Raw genomic sequence first — 17,485 nt, 5'->3', positions numbered from 1 at the left:
CACAGACACGTAGTTATATATTTCCCTCAACGTCTTTACAAGCCTTGAAAACGAATGAGGAGATTGATACGGAGAAGTGCCCTGAGTTACCATAACGTCCTTTACTAACTTCTTCACCTCTCTATAAAACTCTATAGTATATAAGTTTCTGGAACGAGAAGTCTCAGTAGGGTCTGTAAGGTCTAGTACTACTACATCAAAAGGCTCTCCCTTGTATTGTCTGACAAAATCGAAACCGTCTTGGAAGATCAACCTAACTCTTGGATCCCTAAATGAGCCCTTGTGCCATGTCTCTAAATGCTTCTCAGCAATCTCGACTGCCTTTCTATCCACATCAACCGCTACAACTTCCTTCACGTTATATTTCAGAACTTCTCTAATCGTGGCACCTTCTCCAGCCCCTATTATTAATACTCTCTCAGGATCATCTGAAGCCACCATTGCTGGATGAATCAAAGATTCGTGGTAGATGTATTCATCATGTTCCGCTGATTGTATCAGTTGGTCTATTATTAGCATTTTACCAAAACTATATGATTCTGCTACAATCACGTCCTGAAGACCTTCAACATCAGCTATTAAGTTCTTTATAGCATGGGCATGATAAGAATAATTAGATTGTTCATCAAAGTACCAAAATAACCTCATACTTAATATCACCTATTTTCAATTTTAATATCCTACTCTCTATATACACCGTGTAATCTATATAATACGATATAAAGCTATAAGTAATAATTGATTTATATAGAAGAAAATATTTATTATAAACTTAGATTAGATGCAGTTCAGACTTTCTCCCCGCTTTAAACGGTAGACCCAAAATCACCTCCTTGAAAATAAATCTATAGTGTAAATAAGTGTCTCTACTAGATTAATTGTAAAATTCTCCGGATTGAATAAATCGGGATATAAAAGAATTAATAATAATCTAAACTCCTCTCTCCCCACCTCCCCCTTGATTACGGTATATAAGGAGTAGAATACAAGGGCAAGAACGAAGATCAACGTGCGGAAAACAAACTTAGTAGAACTAGTAAATGGGAGAAAAGCCTTAATGTTCCTATATGACGTCTCTATAGGACCTCTCACCTTATTGTACAAATCCAACACTTCCCTCTTTGGTATCTCGAGGTAAGTAGCCCTAGCAAAATAAACAAGCCTCTTCTTCCTCCTCGCTTTTTCCTTGCTGTACACGAGGAGCCTGAACTTAACTTGCTCATTCCTCCTATGCCTCTTACTATTAGTCTTATAATCACCATCAAACTCCTCATAAACCTTCACATCCCCAACTGGGACGGCAACTATGTACTTAAACTGTGAAATGAAGTTGAGCACGTCGACAGTGTAGAAACCGGCGTTAAGAGTTATCAACCTTATCTTGAATCCCATTGCGACAACTTGCTCCACGAGGTTTTTCACTATCTCGTCCTTAGTCATACCGTTCACTTGCGGAATAAAGGCAAGTAAAAGCACTCTCCCTACTTGGTTGTTGCAGTTGCGTAGTTCCACGAGTTTCCCTTCTCTGAACTTCCGAGTCCTTTCACTGGTTTCCCATACCACGTCTTTGTTGTCCAGTCTATTGAGAGGTCTACCTCCTTTACTCCCTTCAGTACTTCTAAGGATATTTTCCTAGCATTTTCCAATCAATTACTTCTATCCCTTGTTTCTCTACGTAGTTTCTCACGGTTTGTGGGGATACGTCATACGCTCTGGACTTGTTCTCTACTGAATCGTAAACACGCGGAGATGAGAGTTTTTGCCACCTCTTCTCCTTTCTTTCCCTTAAAGCATGGAAAGTAATTTATATCCTATTTGTTGAATGTTTGGTGAGGGAGACCCGGTGTTACCATCTTCCTATCTCACGTGGTAATATTCTATCTCCCTCACCTTAAACCCTTTCTCCAATTCTTTACACTCTTATAAATTTCTTTATCTTTCACAGATTAGATATTATCCTATCAGAAATATTTTTTCTAATATGATTTTGGGTCTACCGTGGAAGGGTAGAGGGTTCCCTTCCAGAGGGCTCATCGTTCCCACCATTGATTCGGGATTACATCTGGTGGGCAGTCGAGTGGATCAGAGAACCGCTCTCACTTGAAAGGGGGACTTTCATTGCCAGGCTCTAGTCCCTTGAAGGAAAAGGGAAGATACCGATTGCTCCTCCCACAGTCCCATTAAGCTGGGGAGCTTCCGGTATAAAAACTTTTCCTTAAAAATTGAGCATAGTCCACACTACTTACGCCATGAAACCTGCTTTACTCACTAATGTTAAACTGCTTATTATAGTACAATTAATTTATCTTTTGATACGTCTATTCCTGCAACTGGGGGCCTCCACTTACACTCACCCTTATGTTTTATTCGGGCTTTTTGCCCAACTTCCGGTCCGAGTTGGAGGCGGCCAAGCTCCCCACCGGGCTTTAAGCCCAAGGAAGTCAACGGCCTACACCCCAGTCAGATCTGTATTACCCAGATCTGACTAATATGTTTTATATAAGGAGCGTCATTAGCATCACTAAGGGATATTAAGAAAAAGAGATATTTTAAACTTTCTATAAGGGGACTATCCATCCTCTTGGTGAGGCTTTCCGCCCTCTCAACCCCCCTAATTTTGTAATAAAAGCACTGGTTCCTAAAGCAACGTCAATCACTCCAACGCTTTAGATATTTTATACTTCAAGCAAAATAGTTAATTATGTGTATTTACAAATTTTTCATCATTACTAGAGATATAATCGATGAGGACGGAATAATGCTTAAGAGTGAAGATTTCGATAAGATTTCCTCGGACGTCTATTTACGTATTCTAGCTGGAGATATTCCAGTAAGCAGGAGCTACTATTACAGACTGTCGAGAAGGCTCAAGGAGTTAGGACTTATCAAAGATAAGGCTATAAATTTTAAGTTCGTCTTATCTTTCCGTGTGAGTCAGGGAGAGCTGAGAATCGAAAAAAAGATAATACTGGTGGACAAGAAAGAAGGAGTGCTGATATTCGTTAACCTTTCCTCACCTCATTGCCCCTCTTGCCCGTTACTCGACGAATGCATTAAATCGGTAACAAAGACCCTGGGTAGAGTTAAGGGATACCCGTGTTTATCTTGGAATGAGCTTATAACGTATATTATGTCAAAGTTCCTTTTGAGAGCTAAAAGTTTTAAAGGAGAGCTTATACACAGAACTACTTGCCGAACTCAATGGTTCTCATAGCTACCTTGTAATAGAGTTCAGCCTTCATCGTGACTAATAGTCACTTTTCGTGACTATTAATCACTCTGCCTCATTACTCCTTCTCACTCTCCATACCGTGTACGGGAGCGATAGTTAAACCACTCCCTTCAAGGACATGGGGGAGTTTCATTGGGTGCCTTCCTCCACCTCGCGATTGCTCATAGATTTCACAGTGGTACCCTCTGATTCAATGTTAACGGAAATAATATTTACAAATCTTTCCGTAACTAAATAGCATTAAAGGGATTAGAAGTAATTAAAAATATTGTAGTCCTAGCACTATTCGTAATGAAGTTTTTAAGGAAACCTCAGAATTTGAGATTATCTTAGACTTTAACATATTATATTCCTTGTTAACTCCTATTAGGAGACTATTTAAATGCCTAGATTACTTAAAATCTAACAGTCTTTTCCATGTATAGACTCATATTATATATATTATTAAAGAATTTTATTTTGCCTTTGATTAATATAAATTAAGTTGAAATTTTAAGGTCTTCAAACGTCCATAGAAAATATACATTGATTTTAATTATTAACGCTATTGTAGAATACTTTTTATTTTATTGTTGAAAAGCATTTATACATATGAATAGAGAAATTACTTTTTACGTCAGAAATAAAATACTTTTCACTAGAAGAAAGGAGAAATCTAACGCGGATATATGACCAAAGCGACCATTGCCCTCAATTTTGTAGTTTTTTAATTATATATATGTATATATAGATAAAAATATAAACTGGCCTTCATTAATGATTAAGTATGATAAACGTAGGTCTTTATTATAGGGTAAAGAAAGGACACGAAGAGGAGTTCGAGAAAACGTTTAATACAGTCTTGGAGTTTTTAAAGAAGTTCCCTGGTTTCAGAGATGCAAAACTTTACAAGAGGATCGACGACCCGCAAGAGTATCTAATTTACAGTGAATGGGATTCAATCGATGCATTTAAGAAGTTTATAACGAGTAGAGAGTATCGTGATACCACTACTTATGGGAAAACTATACTCGAGGGAATACCCAGACATAAAATACTCCAAGAAGTTAATGAGGCATAAAAACACCGTTTCGTTGCCTTACAAATTTTGTAAGCCAAATCCACCCTTTCACATTTCTCCAATGCTATTTTTCTATCACTAAAATATGAAAAAACTTGGAAACACTTATTTACTCTAAGGTGTTTACAAAATTAGGGGGTTAAGGAGGCGAAAGCCTCGCCAAGGGGATGGATAGCCTTGTGTTTAAACATTTCTTTGTTGAGATATCTCTTAGTGGTGCTAATAACGCTCTCCTTAGCTCGCTTGAGGGCTTAATGTGAGTTAGGAGCATCTAGAATCCCTCTTCTCTCCTAACAAACTAGAGCTCGGCATTGAAAGTTCCCTCCTCAAATGGGAGTGGATCTCTGATCCAACCGACTGCCCCTCAGATGTACACCCGAATCAATGGTGGGAATGATGAACCCCTTGAAAGAGAACGTTAGCCCTTCCATGGCGGGAAGGAGTCAGATATTGGCCCGATCCATTTCTCTACAGTCTCAGAGACAAATCTCTATTTTTATAATATAAAAGCCTTGGATTATGTTTGTTCATAGACGCGGTAATAGCCTTGACTAAGGGAAGGCCTTTTCAAGGAATAGCATTACTTGTATTGGAGATTAAAGGATTAATGGGCTTTACCAGAACTGATAATATTGAAAAGTTTTATAGATCGACATCTGTTAGATGAGGACAAAGTATTCAAAAGTAGTCTTCAATATAGAAATTATAGTCATCTTTATATGGTTATCAGGACCTTAAAAAGAATAATAAATGATAGAGTATGGAAGATAGTTACTGTATAGTCTGAGTTAAAAAACATTATTAGTTAAGTTATAAGCTTTTTCGTTAACTCTGCTTTGTTGATATCTTCAATTTATTTCATAAGCATGATATAATACATTGAGAATTTTTCAGTAATTAATATTTAACGTTATTCGCAAGCTCACACCCTAATACCCGGAGCTCTACCAATTAAAGAATTAGCCAAGTGGAGCATCCATGCATAAGCCCAGAACTTGAGCTTAGCCTCAACCACTTGTCCTAAAAAACTTGTAGCCCTAACAGATTCCCCAAAAGTACAGCAGAGATAAGGACTCAATCCTCCACCTAACACCGTAACCCTTCTCCTCCCTCCAACGATTATAACCTCTTGAACTCTTTTACAGTCTTTCTCCTAGTAGGATGGCCACGCTTAGTAGAAGCGTTAGGTGGGACAACAACCTCAACCCCGGTCTTGTAAACCTCATTAGCATCATAAGCTTTCCATAAAATTTCTTGACTTTCTTTCCCTTGTCTTGTAAATCCTTAACTGTCTTGACTGCTGTCTCAACCTCGTTGGTGGTTACTTCGGCGTTTATTATGTTGAATTGGTCCTTATCCATTGCTATTTCGATCTTGAGGAATTTTGAGTCCCTAGTTTTACCCCATTTTGCTATGATGTATTGTCCTCCCTTGTTTGTGCTTATTCCCGTTGCGTCTGCTATTACTTCCAGCTCGTCGTTTGCTTCTGGGAATTTTATGTTCATGTTTCTTACTCTTTCCCATATTGTTGAGTAGTCTAGGCTTGTTGGGATGATTTTCAGTCTCTCTAGTGCTCTCAATACTCCTTCAATAGCCCTATAAGGTAAGAACAAGTGGAGGAATGCTAGGAATTCGTTGAACTCCTTTGGTGCCTTGTAGGTTTTCTTTGCATATCTATTCTCCTCTTCAAGTAAACCAGTGTTCGAAGACGTAGAAGGGCTGAATCCTTTTTCACGTTAACAGAGATCTTTTTATATTTGTTTATAACAAACCCCTGTTAATAAATGATGATCTCTCACACCGATGCGGACTATGTCCAAAAGTGTGGGAGTGATTGCAGAGATGTGAGCCCCGCCGTTGGGCTCGAAGGAGTCCCATGACCCACCTACAGTAAGTGGATGGTTGAGGGCTAAGTCCCTACACTCGACCATGAATGAACATAAAATGATTGAAATGAAAGTGTAGGGGCAAACGGAACATTAGGGTATATCTCGTTATGACGTTCCCGTCGTACTTTTGCCAATCCCTCTTGTACTTACTCTTTCCCATGGGTAATACTCGTATAATTATCTATAAATTTAAGTATAATTCTGAAGTAGCCCACAAAGCATTTTGTTGCGTAAGCATTTTAATCATCAACTATTACACACTGGAGTTATTATATGTTCTAGCTTCCTACTTTTACCTCTAATTCGGAGGCGGGAAACACATACTAGGCATTACTGAAACTACTTATTACCCTAAGGAAATCGTATCCCACCCGTTAATCTGGTAGAACTTCATCCAATATTCTTGTGCTTATCACTGCCATCTCAAAAAATCCTATTGCTTACTTGTTAACGCACCATGATCTATCGCAATTATTATCTCTTGGACTGGCGTAAGCCGTTGTTGGATCGTGGTACTAATAATTGGCTATAATTAATCTTTACTATCATCTATTGTATAGAGAGCGAGTAAAGCTGTCTTAAGTGCTGTTAATCGCTGAGCCAACCGTGTACATAGCCAAAGATCTGATAGAACGGATTTAACCCTAGAGGTATTGCGATAACAATCCATATTATAAATCCATAAAGTAAATATAATGCCATATCTTTAAGATAGGAGTTCTGCTTGTCATTCCTTAATAAAAAGTACATCATTAACGAACCTATTGGCCCTACAAAATAAAGTAACCCTAACCACCTTTCTGATCCTTTTCTAGCAATTAATAAATAAAAGACCCCAATAATATAACCTACACCAGCTAAAGCCCCACCTAACAACCATAAAAAACGATTACCTTTAACCCCTACTCTCATAAATTATAATTATTTTTTAGTAAATTTAAACTTTTACCACCAGTTATGTCCGTGATGCATCATCATTGGATAATAGTGGATAAGTTAGTAACATCTCTCAGAGTCAGTAACCTTTACGAATTCTTTACTAGTAAATTCCGTATAGAAATAAACTCATGCCCATGATCTCCGAAATATACAATGCTATATAAAATCCGCTAGCCGCTAACATACCGCCGAAGGCTAGGATTACTATTCCTAAAATCACCATGCCCATTTTTAAAGGATTGGCCTTAAACAGTATAGCCCTAGCTGCTAAGAACAAAATAACTCCAGTACCGGGGATTGTGGCTACTGAAGAAGCACTTACCACTAATGGTGGGTAGTTCATTGGTAAGTAATCCTCTACTACATTAAAGCTCTGAGCTAGGATTGCAATTACTATAATGATACTCGCTACAACACTATATACGTAATATAATTTCACAAACTTTTGGGGTATCTGTTGTATAGACCCTAAGGATAGAATTAGTACTAATTCAGCGACTGCAAACACATATATTGCACTTAACGGGTAATTACTTATTCCAAATGCGAAAAGCACTTGACATAGAGTTCCTACCGAAAAGAGCACGAAACCTAAGAACCAAAAGAGCCACATCTTACTTTTACTTCTGTCATATTTGCTCCATACTAGGAACGTTAAACCCAAGCTTAATATGAACGTTATTAAAGACCATATAATAGCCTCGAATTGAACCCCGTTCATATACGAAAATTGAAATTATACCTTAAAAAATTTTCTGATGAGATTTAAACTGTAAATAAATATAAATTAAATTTTAATAAAAAGGAAAAAAATTATGCCTTTACCTTTCTGGCAACTTTCTCTAGCGCTTGCCTGTACAAGATTTTGTATGAAACTGCAGTAACACCACCTATAGTTAATATTCCACCCATTCCCAATACTACAGCACCAGCGGCCAAAGTAGTAGGATTAGTTAATAGTAAAGATGCTGGAACTCCAGCTAGGCTTCCTTGAATTGCCGGTACAGTACCGGCGGGTACAGCATCTTGCAATATCCTACCTTGAGTAAACACTCCAAACATTAATGCACCTATATAAGTCAGCAGGAATACCCATGTCTGTCTCCATGGTATGTTCTTAAATGTTGATAAGTATAATAATACATAAGTTAGTATTACGAATATCCAATAGCCCGGATTACCTACAGCACTCTGAAATACTACTGGTAACCATATTGCAGTACTAGCTAAGAATATTATATGCGCAAGCGTTAGTCCAGCAACGCCTAAATACCACCTCTCCTTAACACCATAGAATGCTACTGTGAAGTATACTACATAAAATACAACTCCCAAGAAGAACACTATATTAAACGGATTGAATAACATTTGCACGTAGTTAGGAGTTACTTGCAATTCTAGTAGGCTTTTTAAAGTGAATTGGAAACCGTAACCGCTAAATACTGAAGTGAACAATGTGTTACCCAAAAAGGCAACTATCAGAGCTATAGGCATTACTAATGTTAGAAACTTCTCTTCATCCATATGTAAACCTAAGCTTCCAGCCCCTTCAGCACTACCTATTAAGAAGTGATGTAAGCCAAGAAATATAATTAGGACGAGTAATGGTGCTACTAAAACCTCACCCGTTACAAACATTATTGGGGCAAAAATCGTGTCTAACGACACTACTAAATATACTAAAGAAGTTGCAATAATAGCCCATAGAGCTCCTAATACTGCAATCATTCTCTGCTTATAACTCTCTATTCTACATATAGGAATCATTACGATTGAACCGGCCTCAATCATAAATATTGTTACAAACCACGCAAGGGGTACGAAGAAGAATAATGTATATTCATTCATTTAACCCAACCCCCATGAATAAAATTTAAAAAAAAATTACTTCCCTTTGTCAATTATCTTATCATTTCCTATACTCGAGTCCTTAGAAGTTTGAGTAGCCATTACTCCTGCGGCATAGCCGCTTGAGACTGATAGAGAGGCGGAAATATCATCAGCAATTCTTCTCGTCGAGAATAACTTCTTCAACATGTATACGGTTCCAGCTACAGCAGTAGCTAGAACGACCATTATAGTTATTCCTATTGGCAAGATCTCTGGACTGTTATTAAATGCATCTGCAGTAGCCAGACCGGCTTGAATAGCATATAATCCAGAGGCAGTTTGTACCATTGGTCCCCACACAACCCATGGCTGTCTTCCAGTTTCAGCAGCTACCCAGCCAGCTTCCCATGCTATTAGTTGTAACCAACCAAATAAGAATGCGGCACCTAAGGGTATAATATTCTCTGTAGGATTATCTAAACCTAAGAAGCTTAACCACTTTGGCCTTCTCCATACCGAGTAAGCTAATACCCAGGCTACTAATGCACCAATTATTCCTAAAGTAGCGTGGATATCATATGCGGGATGGGAGATCCACAATACTGGATCCCAGTCTTGACTCACGAAACTCGAGTACCCTAAGACTACAGTGTTAGGATTAGGTGGCCATGAGACTAACAAACTCAATAAACCGGGTATTTTAATGCCGAGGAAACCTAATGGAGCGTTGGATTGAGTAGTCCTCAAACCCTCCAAAGTTGCTAGTTTAAGAGGTTGGGCCCAGTATAAAGTCTTTCCAGCATTATCACCAGCCCATGCTAAGAATATAGCATCACCAGCCCATAAGTAAGCGGAAAGCTTAAACCCTCTAGTGTAATACTCCTTCTCCTCATGATCCATATTCTTGTTAGTTAACATTCTATAAGCGAAATAACCTAATATACTACCAAATCCTACAAACCAAGCACCCGCGACACCCATAGGTACTTCAGCAATTGCTGCCGGTGGTGCAAGTGCGCCTAATGGATCCACATCGGTTATTTGCCCACTCTGTGCGTATTGTGCAACGTTAAATCCAGTAGGAGTGTTCATCCAAGAGTTAACCAATATTATTAAAATCGCAGATGCTACAGAACCTAATGAAATTAATAGTCCTATAATCATGTGCGCTCCTCTACTCAGCCTATCCCAGCCGTACATGTAAAGTGCTAAGAATATTACTTCAGTAAAGAATGCTAAAACCTCAATATCAAAGGCTAAGATATCAACCTGGTTTACTACATACATCCACTTGTACCATACGGTTATGAACTCAATAGCGATAGCCGCACCAGCTGCAGAACCAACGGCAAACAATACAGCCATAACAACTGACCATCTTTTAGCTATTGCCATGTAATATGGGTCGTTCTTTCTATAAGCTAAATACTCAGCTGCCACTATGAATATTGGTAGCGTTATAGCCCAATATGTAAACAATACGTGTGTTCCCATTGTATACGCTGCAAGAATACGGTCGAATATTTCAAGAGTCACTTGATTCACCAATTATAATTACGAATTCATACTATTTAAATGCTTCCTTTTATTTAGATACTAAGAGTAAAATTTTATTTTGATAAAAGTAATTTAATTCATTAATCGAAATGATTATTTAACTTTTTTTTACATGTTTAATTCTCCAGAAAGCATGATTTATGATATAATGTAAATAAGTACTGAGAGTTTGTATTCATGTTTAAACTATTATAAATCTAATCTTCTATTTAAATTTACCTAAATGTTTAAATACTAGTTCTAATTAAGTAATAGTTTTAATAATAGTTTAATTATTTGTTTATTGGTTAATTTTTATTAATTTTCATCATAATTTGAGTTTACAGTGAATTATTGGAAAGATTCTTTTTTATAAAAAGATAAGGGGAATAATATTTGAATTCGCGTTAGAAGTTGTTGGAATTTATGAAGGAAAAGGTTAAATAGACTGTTATCACTTCTACTTTCAAAACTTTTATAGATACGTATATAATTCCTAGATCGGATTGTGTTTACCCGTGACGTAACTTTTCCTTACTTTTAATTACTTCTAATTCCGCCACGAGCACCCGTCTTAAGGGATCATACTCAGTTACCCATAGGGGCTGGTCAAGGGAAACACCTATATAGGTTTTATTAATCGAGGAGAGTGATACTCTCCTCGGCTGGGGAAACATGATCGAGAGGGAAATTGAAGTGAAATCTTCGGGTAGTGGCGTGACAAACCCCTACCATCGAACTGAACATTGTGATAAAATTCACGCATATAGGTGTGATAAATAGGTAGGGGTAATAGGGATAGATGTATCAAAAGATCATTAGGGGGAGGGTGAGAAAATACGAGAACAAAAAGGAGGGTTATGAAGAAATCCTCAAGATGAAACCCTGCAGAATAGTCCTAGAGCCTACTGGAGTATACGCAATAAGACCTTCACTTCAAGGAGAATAGGGATAAAAATAATACAAGTTAGTCCAAACGCGTTATCGAGGGAAAAGAAGTTTAGGGGAAAGAAAACAGAATTTTACGACGAGAAAAATTAGAAAACATGGTTGATAAGGCTAAGGAATACGATTACAACCCCTTAAAGGAAATGACAACACTCTACCTCTTCCTAAAGGACATAGAGGTAAAGTACAAGAATACCAATTCTCCTCTTCAAGTAAACCAGTGTTCGAAGACGTAGAAGGGCTGAATCCTTTTTCACGTTAACAGAGATCTTTTTATATTTGTTTATAACAAACCCCTGTTAATAAATGATGATCTCTCACACCGATGCGGACTATGTCCAAAAGTGTGGGAGTGATTGCAGAGATGTGAGCCCCGCCGTTGGGCTCGAAGGAGTCCCATGACCCACCTACAGTAAGTGGATGGTTGAGGGCTAAGTCCCTACACTCGACCATGAATGAACATAAAATGATTGAAATGAAAGTGTAGGGGCAAACGGAACATTAGGGTATATCTCGTTATGACGTTCCCGTCGTACTTTTGCCAATCCCTCTTGTACTTACTCTTTCCCATGGGTAATACTCGTATAATTATCTATAAATTTAAGTATAATTCTGAAGTAGCCCACAAAGCACGTTAACTCCATCGAGCTTACAACTAACCATCTAATAATGTTCTCATCAAGCGTTTTATCTCTATAAGTTAAACTAATTAATACCTTGTTTTCTCCTATTAAAGGTTCAATAACGATTTCCTTATAATTTATGCTCTCGCTAGAGATATCGGATCTACTGTCAATCAGTCTGACTCCCATTAATTTAGGAGAGCTTAATATGTCGGTTTTGACTTCTTGGGGAGGTTCCAGAAGCTTTATTTTTCCCCTCAACTGCCTCAAAAGAGAACTCATAGCCAATTGTTTCCTTCTCAAATAACTTCAAGTATTTATCTTTAAATTCTTTATAAATTTCTGCTATAATCTCGTCGCTTATCGGAGGTTTGAAAGATACGGAAAAAAGCTGATTTTACCTCGATTTAATAATGAAACATTGTTCCCTTTTATATTATTAAAGATCAATAGATCCTGAAATCGTGTTTTTGTTGCTAGAAAGTTTAAAAGCAAGTTAACTAAGTCTTTATCTACAAGCCCGGCTTTTATAAGATTTGCCACGTCCTCATTGACGAACCTTCTGTTGAGTATTCCACTTATACTTGCTGAAGTTATCATAGTTAATTAATTTAATTTTTGAATTAAAAGATTATGCAAAAAGACTTTACATATGAATTGGTTTTTTCCTAAAATTTACTTCTTTACATGCATATTTGAACAATAAAAGGATATTACGATAATAACTTTGAAGTAATTAATAAGATAAAATATTTATTATTTAAGGTCAAGAGTGTTATATTGAGAGTCAATATGTTTAGTACATTGATTTTAGTAGGAATGTTAATGCCTTTTTCCCATATCTTTCATTACAACCTTATATAGTTATAGATATTACAGTAATAATAAAGATACAATAAATTCTGTATATATAAACTATAAATTATCTTATCTAAGATAAATAGTTAAACTTTCTGAATATATAGGTTATGTCTCTAACGAATCAATGGAATTATGGAGAAAAATAGTATTAGGAGATACTTATGATGATAAAGGTAAAGAATTCATGTTGACTTTAATTAACTTCTTGGATAGACTTACTTTAATTAATTCGGTTTACTACAAAGAGGAATTTACAAGAAAATTGTTGGTGTATCTGCTATTGATAAATAACTTCTTGTTTATAGTTAATGTATTGATGATGTTTACAAGATTGTTTATTGACTTATCCTCTCTTATGTGGGGTATAAATATTGTTATATTGTTTACTTTCTATTATTGGAAAAACTATACAAATAAATTACTTGACTTTAAGAAAATTTTGTCGGGAACAGCATCTGGATTAACAGTTATGAAATATTTTGACTCCTTAGAAGCGTGTCTAAATGCTAAATTATTTCCACCGTTGAAATAGGTATTTTTTCAGACCTTATAAGCTTGAACATACTGTCACTGCTAATTAAGTTCGACAATATTTTGAAAGTGTTATCAGATGAGGCATTATCTACCATTATGACTTCGTAGTCAGGGTAATCGAGATTTTTTAAGGCTTTAACATGTTCATACAATAAGCTTCCTTCTTTTTCAGAGTTGTAATAGACGATGAATATTAAGATTTTAGGATAAACATTTAATCCTTATAAACTCTACATTTTAAAATTTTTCCAGATTTTGACAGATATATTCAAAAACGTTCTACTCAATTCACTTAAAATGAAGTATAGTCTTCATACTTTTAGAAACTTCATATTAGTTTGCCCATTAATTTCCTATTTAGATAATTTCTAAATTCCGTACTATTTTCACCGTACTTAACTAAATAAGAAAAACATGAAGAGCATACTGGTTTATTGTTATATTGATTAGTAGCTGCGTCACCACAGAAGACGCATTGACTTCTGGATGACTGCAAAGGAGCTATTTTAGCCTTAGATATGAGCTCATCAGCTACGTTTTTATACCTAGTGATAGTTACGACCTTACTTTTGATCTCATCTTCTACGTTGATCGGCTTCACTGTAGGTCTCTCATCTGTAGGAACATAAACGTGAATTATTGTAATTGGTTCTTCTGTTCTCACAAATTTGTAATGAGCTTAATTTTTATTATTATTTTCATTTTTTATTACCTAAATTTTACTTAACTCTATTTCCTCTTCCTTACCGGTATCATATGTAATTTTCACTTTCATTTAATTACTGGCATATGAGTATGAAATTATAAATTTCATGGTATACATATATTAACAGAGAAAATTTTCTTAAACTTAATGATCAATATGTAGAATTCATGAAACAAACATAACCTAAGCTGGTAAACAATTAACGAACACTACGATATAAGTGAAATTATCATAAAAGATTTAGGAATTGTTAAAGCAATTATTTGATAGATATCTAAAATTCTAGGTTTTTAATTATATAATTTTCACACAATTACGGGATATAAGTAAATTATCTTCAACATCCTACTTCCTTAATACGGCTAATCTTAAAAATTTTTCAGCCAGATTATTCAATAAAGCTTTTTACATAAAAACGGTTTAGAGAATTTAATGGGAACCCATTTGTGTAATGCTAGAATAGTGTTTTCTACTGTCTTTTTGCTGGTACTGCTCTTAATATCTATGAGTATTAAATCAGAAGCTCAGATATCAGCTGCATTAACTGCCGATTTTATAGACGCGTCTCAACAAAGCGTTAGCGGAAATAGTATATTTTACTTAGTTATAGAAGTAAGCGGGAGTGCTAGTTTGTCAGGTTCGTATTCTATTAGCTCTATCTCAACCTACCTGAGTGGTTACGGTATCCCTTCATATTCCCCTCCTGAAGGAATGGTTGTATCCAAACCGTACGTTTTAAATGACACCGTCTACTTTATTTACGCTCCTAATATAACCTCAATTAACCCATCATCACCAGATATTAAATACGCGTATTTAGCCTCAGTGGATTACAGCAACGGGATTTGGGGAAATCTTGATCTGGTCATAGATTACGGTTTCACCGAAGCTTTCTCGTTGTACAAAGGGTATATATACGCTATATGGTACCCTAACATTTCCTCCTCAACGCCTTACTTGATCGTGATTTCACCCTCACATCAAATAATTTACAATAACACTATCCCAGTGAATAATGTAATCTTAATATGCGTTCTCTCCAGTGACATAATAGCTATTGCTAATTCAACTAGTAAGTTATCCCTCCTACAACTAAGTAGTGGTTCGATATCCTCAGTATCATTACCTCCTGAACAACTCTTTATATATAACTTATCTAGTAAGGCTTTAACTCACGCTCCTAATTACAAAGATATAGAGCCAACTTCCTTCCAAAGAGTTAACAACCATACATTCTTAATTGACTTCTCCTCTAATAGTTATTCTTACATAGCTGAATATAACGTATTAAACGACAGTATTTATAATGTAAAGCAAGTACCCGGTACTGCAACAGTAAGTTATTATAATGGTCTGGTCGCAGTTAGCTCAGTGTATAGAAATAGTCAGACTCAGTATACTTATTATAACTATGTCTTTAAACTATCCGACTGGTCCACAGTCTATTTCAATAGCGGTTCCACTACAGCCCCCAGTATTTCTCTCAATGTAGGTGAAGCATTAGTAGGAAACACCACTATATACCTTTTTACGGTAAAGGTCGACGGTTACTTAGCCTCGATATTCCCACCTACTTATCAGTTAACATCAAGCCCGACCTTGGTATATATTGGAGGAATACCTCAGCCTTTCTCAATTCATTCAAATCAAGAGCATTACAACGGATACACTATAGTGACATTATATTGGTCGGAGAGCGTTCCATCAACGTATTCGGTTTTCGTGAATGGTACGCTTTTAGGCTCTACAACGGATAACATTTATTACCTTAACTTCACTAAGAATGAAACTGCTTATATTACAGTGGAAGCTCAAAATTCTCTAGGATCTATAAATGAGAGCATCATAATCTACATCCTAGTTTATAAGGAAGTATCTACTTCAATTACCACTACTACTGTAATTCCATCAAATACGACAACTAGTATCCCCACAACCACCTCTCATCAGTCCACGACGTCTTCGACAACTTATTCCCAGACGGTCACAGATAGTACGACACCCAGCACATCAACTATCATACCCACCAAATCTGCGAATTCTTCAAAGCAACTTTCTATACCGCCTATGTACCCCGTCGAAATAATTATAGTAGTAATTACCGCAATAGTTATAGCTTTACTTGTAGCGAGAAAAAAGTAAATTAATAAAGTAAGCCTCTTGGTCTACTACCCGTAATGTGCCACATACCTATATACGGGATCAACCCCAGTACAGCCCTTCTCTTGTCTGTTAATACTTTAACAAGGACCTCCAACATGGCAGAGTAGTAGTTATCCTTCATTTTCTCTATTTTCTGTTCCAGCCGCTTTTTATCTTCATTAATTAAGGCATCGATTAATTGCACTAGAAGAACTTCCAGTGAGTCTGGAGGATGTCTTTCTTCGATTTGTTTTGCTATAATGTTAAAGAAATATTGTTTATCCTTACGGCCTAAAAGTATTAGACTACCAATATATATCGCGAGATCTAAGGAAGTCCCCGAAATGATTAACTCCTCCTGACGGTCGTTAAGTATAACACCAGAAAGATTAGTAATTATATCTATTGCACCCTTTATATCCGAGCTTTTTACTTGATTACATATATTCTTTAAATCCATAACATCTTGTAATATAGTCTTATACTCATACTTCTCTCCATTAGCCAAGCTCTTCATTAACTTAAGCTGGTACATCTTAATTAAATCCATACAATCCTCATCCGTATAATCACCTTCCTTTACTCTTTTCCAGACTTCAGAAAACCAGTCATTACTCAGTTTTTCCACTAGTTCGATTGTAGTCCTCACAGACTCAGTCTTAGGGTGTGTAAGTAGTAATGTATATCCAATTCCGGCGTCTAATCTCTTCTTCAATAAGGCAAGCTCTTTGTAGATTAACGATGAGTTAGTTGTTGGTATAGTCATTAAAAAGTCTGAGAGAAGTAAAGCTTCATCCTTATTCAGTGGTATCTCTTTCACTTTTGTAGCTGACCGCCTAAATTTTTCATATAGAAAAGCAAACTTTATTAGATCCTTGCTTGACAGTGCGTAATCCGCAAGACTTCCAAATAAGATCGTGGCCCACAAGGGATCTTGAACTTCCAAATGTGCTATTTCTCCTCTCTTATATTTAATTAAAGATTTAGGAAATATTGAATATGCATCTTGTAACCTTTCTATTTCTTCTTCTAGTCTTTCATCTTCTTCATTCATAAGGTAATAATATGCTATGACAGAGAAGAGTCTTGCAAAAACCGTGTTCTCTTTTGCCCTCTTTATCAGGTCGGGTATTACACTCTTAACCCACTCGGTTCTACCGCCTTTTACCGCTGAAACCGTTATTT

At 36.4% G+C, this 17,485-nt stretch carries 13 protein-coding genes and 5 pseudogenes; 6 read left to right on the top strand and 12 right to left on the bottom strand.

The window, feature by feature from the left end; genetic code table 11:
* From WIW89_RS09600 to WIW89_RS09590, 3 genes and pseudogenes are all read right to left on the bottom strand, one after another.
* A partial coding sequence (locus tag WIW89_RS09600; protein ID WP_337720589.1) for a methyltransferase domain-containing protein occupies positions 1–648 on the bottom strand: 648 nt, incomplete at its 3' end.
* 177 nt (positions 649–825) lie between these two features.
* Positions 826–1,853: pseudogene (locus WIW89_RS09595) on the bottom strand (ISH3 family transposase).
* Between the two features lie 100 nt (positions 1,854–1,953).
* Positions 1,954–2,181, bottom strand: a pseudogene (locus WIW89_RS09590) (hypothetical protein).
* 520 nt (positions 2,182–2,701) lie between these two features.
* Between WIW89_RS09590 and WIW89_RS09585 the strand changes: the two are divergent.
* The 3 genes from WIW89_RS09585 to WIW89_RS09575 all read left to right on the top strand — a co-directional run bounded on the left by WIW89_RS09585 (position 2,702) and on the right by WIW89_RS09575 (position 4,959).
* Positions 2,702–3,214, top strand: a complete 513-nt coding sequence (locus WIW89_RS09585) for a hypothetical protein (RefSeq protein WP_337720588.1) — start codon at positions 2,702–2,704, stop codon at positions 3,212–3,214.
* A 784-nt stretch (positions 3,215–3,998) separates the two neighbouring features.
* Entirely contained in the window at positions 3,999–4,292 is a 294-nt protein-coding gene (locus tag WIW89_RS09580) for an antibiotic biosynthesis monooxygenase family protein (protein WP_337720587.1), read from the top strand.
* 523 nt (positions 4,293–4,815) lie between these two features.
* Complete coding sequence (locus tag WIW89_RS09575; RefSeq protein WP_337702908.1) at positions 4,816–4,959, top strand: hypothetical protein; 144 nt, start codon at positions 4,816–4,818, stop codon at positions 4,957–4,959.
* A 255-nt stretch (positions 4,960–5,214) separates the two neighbouring features.
* Here the strand turns inward: WIW89_RS09575 and WIW89_RS09570 are convergent.
* The 5 genes and pseudogenes from WIW89_RS09570 to WIW89_RS09550 all read right to left on the bottom strand — a co-directional run.
* Positions 5,215–6,023: pseudogene (locus WIW89_RS09570) on the bottom strand (transposase); the annotation flags it as partial.
* Between the two features lie 746 nt (positions 6,024–6,769).
* Entirely contained in the window at positions 6,770–7,093 is a 324-nt protein-coding gene (locus WIW89_RS09565) for a hypothetical protein (protein ID WP_337702909.1), read from the bottom strand.
* 127 nt (positions 7,094–7,220) lie between these two features.
* Positions 7,221–7,841, bottom strand: a complete 621-nt coding sequence (locus tag WIW89_RS09560) for a hypothetical protein (protein WP_337702910.1) — start codon at positions 7,839–7,841, stop codon at positions 7,221–7,223.
* Positions 7,842–7,933: 92 nt separating this feature from the next.
* On the bottom strand, positions 7,934–8,968 hold the full coding sequence (locus tag WIW89_RS09555) for a hypothetical protein (RefSeq protein ID WP_337702912.1): 1,035 nt from the start codon (positions 8,966–8,968) through the stop codon (positions 7,934–7,936).
* Between the two features lie 36 nt (positions 8,969–9,004).
* A complete protein-coding gene (locus WIW89_RS09550) occupies positions 9,005–10,486 on the bottom strand; it encodes a cytochrome ubiquinol oxidase subunit I (protein ID WP_337720586.1) in 1,482 nt (493 codons plus the stop codon).
* 675 nt (positions 10,487–11,161) lie between these two features.
* Between WIW89_RS09550 and WIW89_RS09545 the strand changes: the two are divergent.
* Positions 11,162–11,628: pseudogene (locus WIW89_RS09545) on the top strand (IS110 family transposase); the annotation flags it as partial.
* A gap of 363 nt (positions 11,629–11,991) precedes the next feature.
* On the opposite strand, the gene WIW89_RS09540 reads toward WIW89_RS09545, so the two are convergent.
* Complete coding sequence (locus WIW89_RS09540; RefSeq protein ID WP_337702916.1) at positions 11,992–12,360, bottom strand: hypothetical protein; 369 nt, start codon at positions 12,358–12,360, stop codon at positions 11,992–11,994.
* A gap of 682 nt (positions 12,361–13,042) precedes the next feature.
* Between WIW89_RS09540 and WIW89_RS09535 the strand changes: the two genes are divergently transcribed.
* On the top strand, positions 13,043–13,450 hold the full coding sequence (locus WIW89_RS09535; RefSeq protein WP_337720585.1) for a hypothetical protein: 408 nt from the start codon (positions 13,043–13,045) through the stop codon (positions 13,448–13,450).
* Here WIW89_RS09535 and WIW89_RS13625 read toward each other — a convergent pair.
* Complete coding sequence (locus WIW89_RS13625) at positions 13,425–13,640, bottom strand: glycosyltransferase (RefSeq protein ID WP_443296484.1); 216 nt, start codon at positions 13,638–13,640, stop codon at positions 13,425–13,427. The two genes, WIW89_RS09535 and WIW89_RS13625, sit on opposite strands and share 26 nt — an antisense overlap.
* Positions 13,641–13,780: 140 nt before the next feature.
* Entirely contained in the window at positions 13,781–14,116 is a 336-nt protein-coding gene (locus WIW89_RS09530) for a hypothetical protein (RefSeq protein ID WP_337720584.1), read from the bottom strand.
* A 474-nt stretch (positions 14,117–14,590) separates the two neighbouring features.
* Between WIW89_RS09530 and WIW89_RS09525 the strand changes: the two genes are divergently transcribed.
* Positions 14,591–16,300 carry a hypothetical protein gene (locus tag WIW89_RS09525; RefSeq protein ID WP_337720583.1) on the top strand — a complete coding sequence of 570 codons (1,710 nt, stop codon included), beginning with the start codon at positions 14,591–14,593 and terminating at the stop codon, positions 16,298–16,300.
* Between the two features lies 1 nt (position 16,301).
* Here WIW89_RS09525 and WIW89_RS09520 read toward each other — a convergent pair.
* Positions 16,302–17,485: pseudogene (locus tag WIW89_RS09520) on the bottom strand (hypothetical protein); the annotation flags it as partial.

It is taken from the genome of Stygiolobus sp. CP850M (assembly GCF_037389425.1).
GTDB lineage: Archaea > Thermoproteota > Thermoprotei_A > Sulfolobales > Sulfolobaceae > Stygiolobus.
Note: the sequence above shows the minus strand (reverse complement) of the source record. Positions and strands in the feature narration are given on the sequence as shown.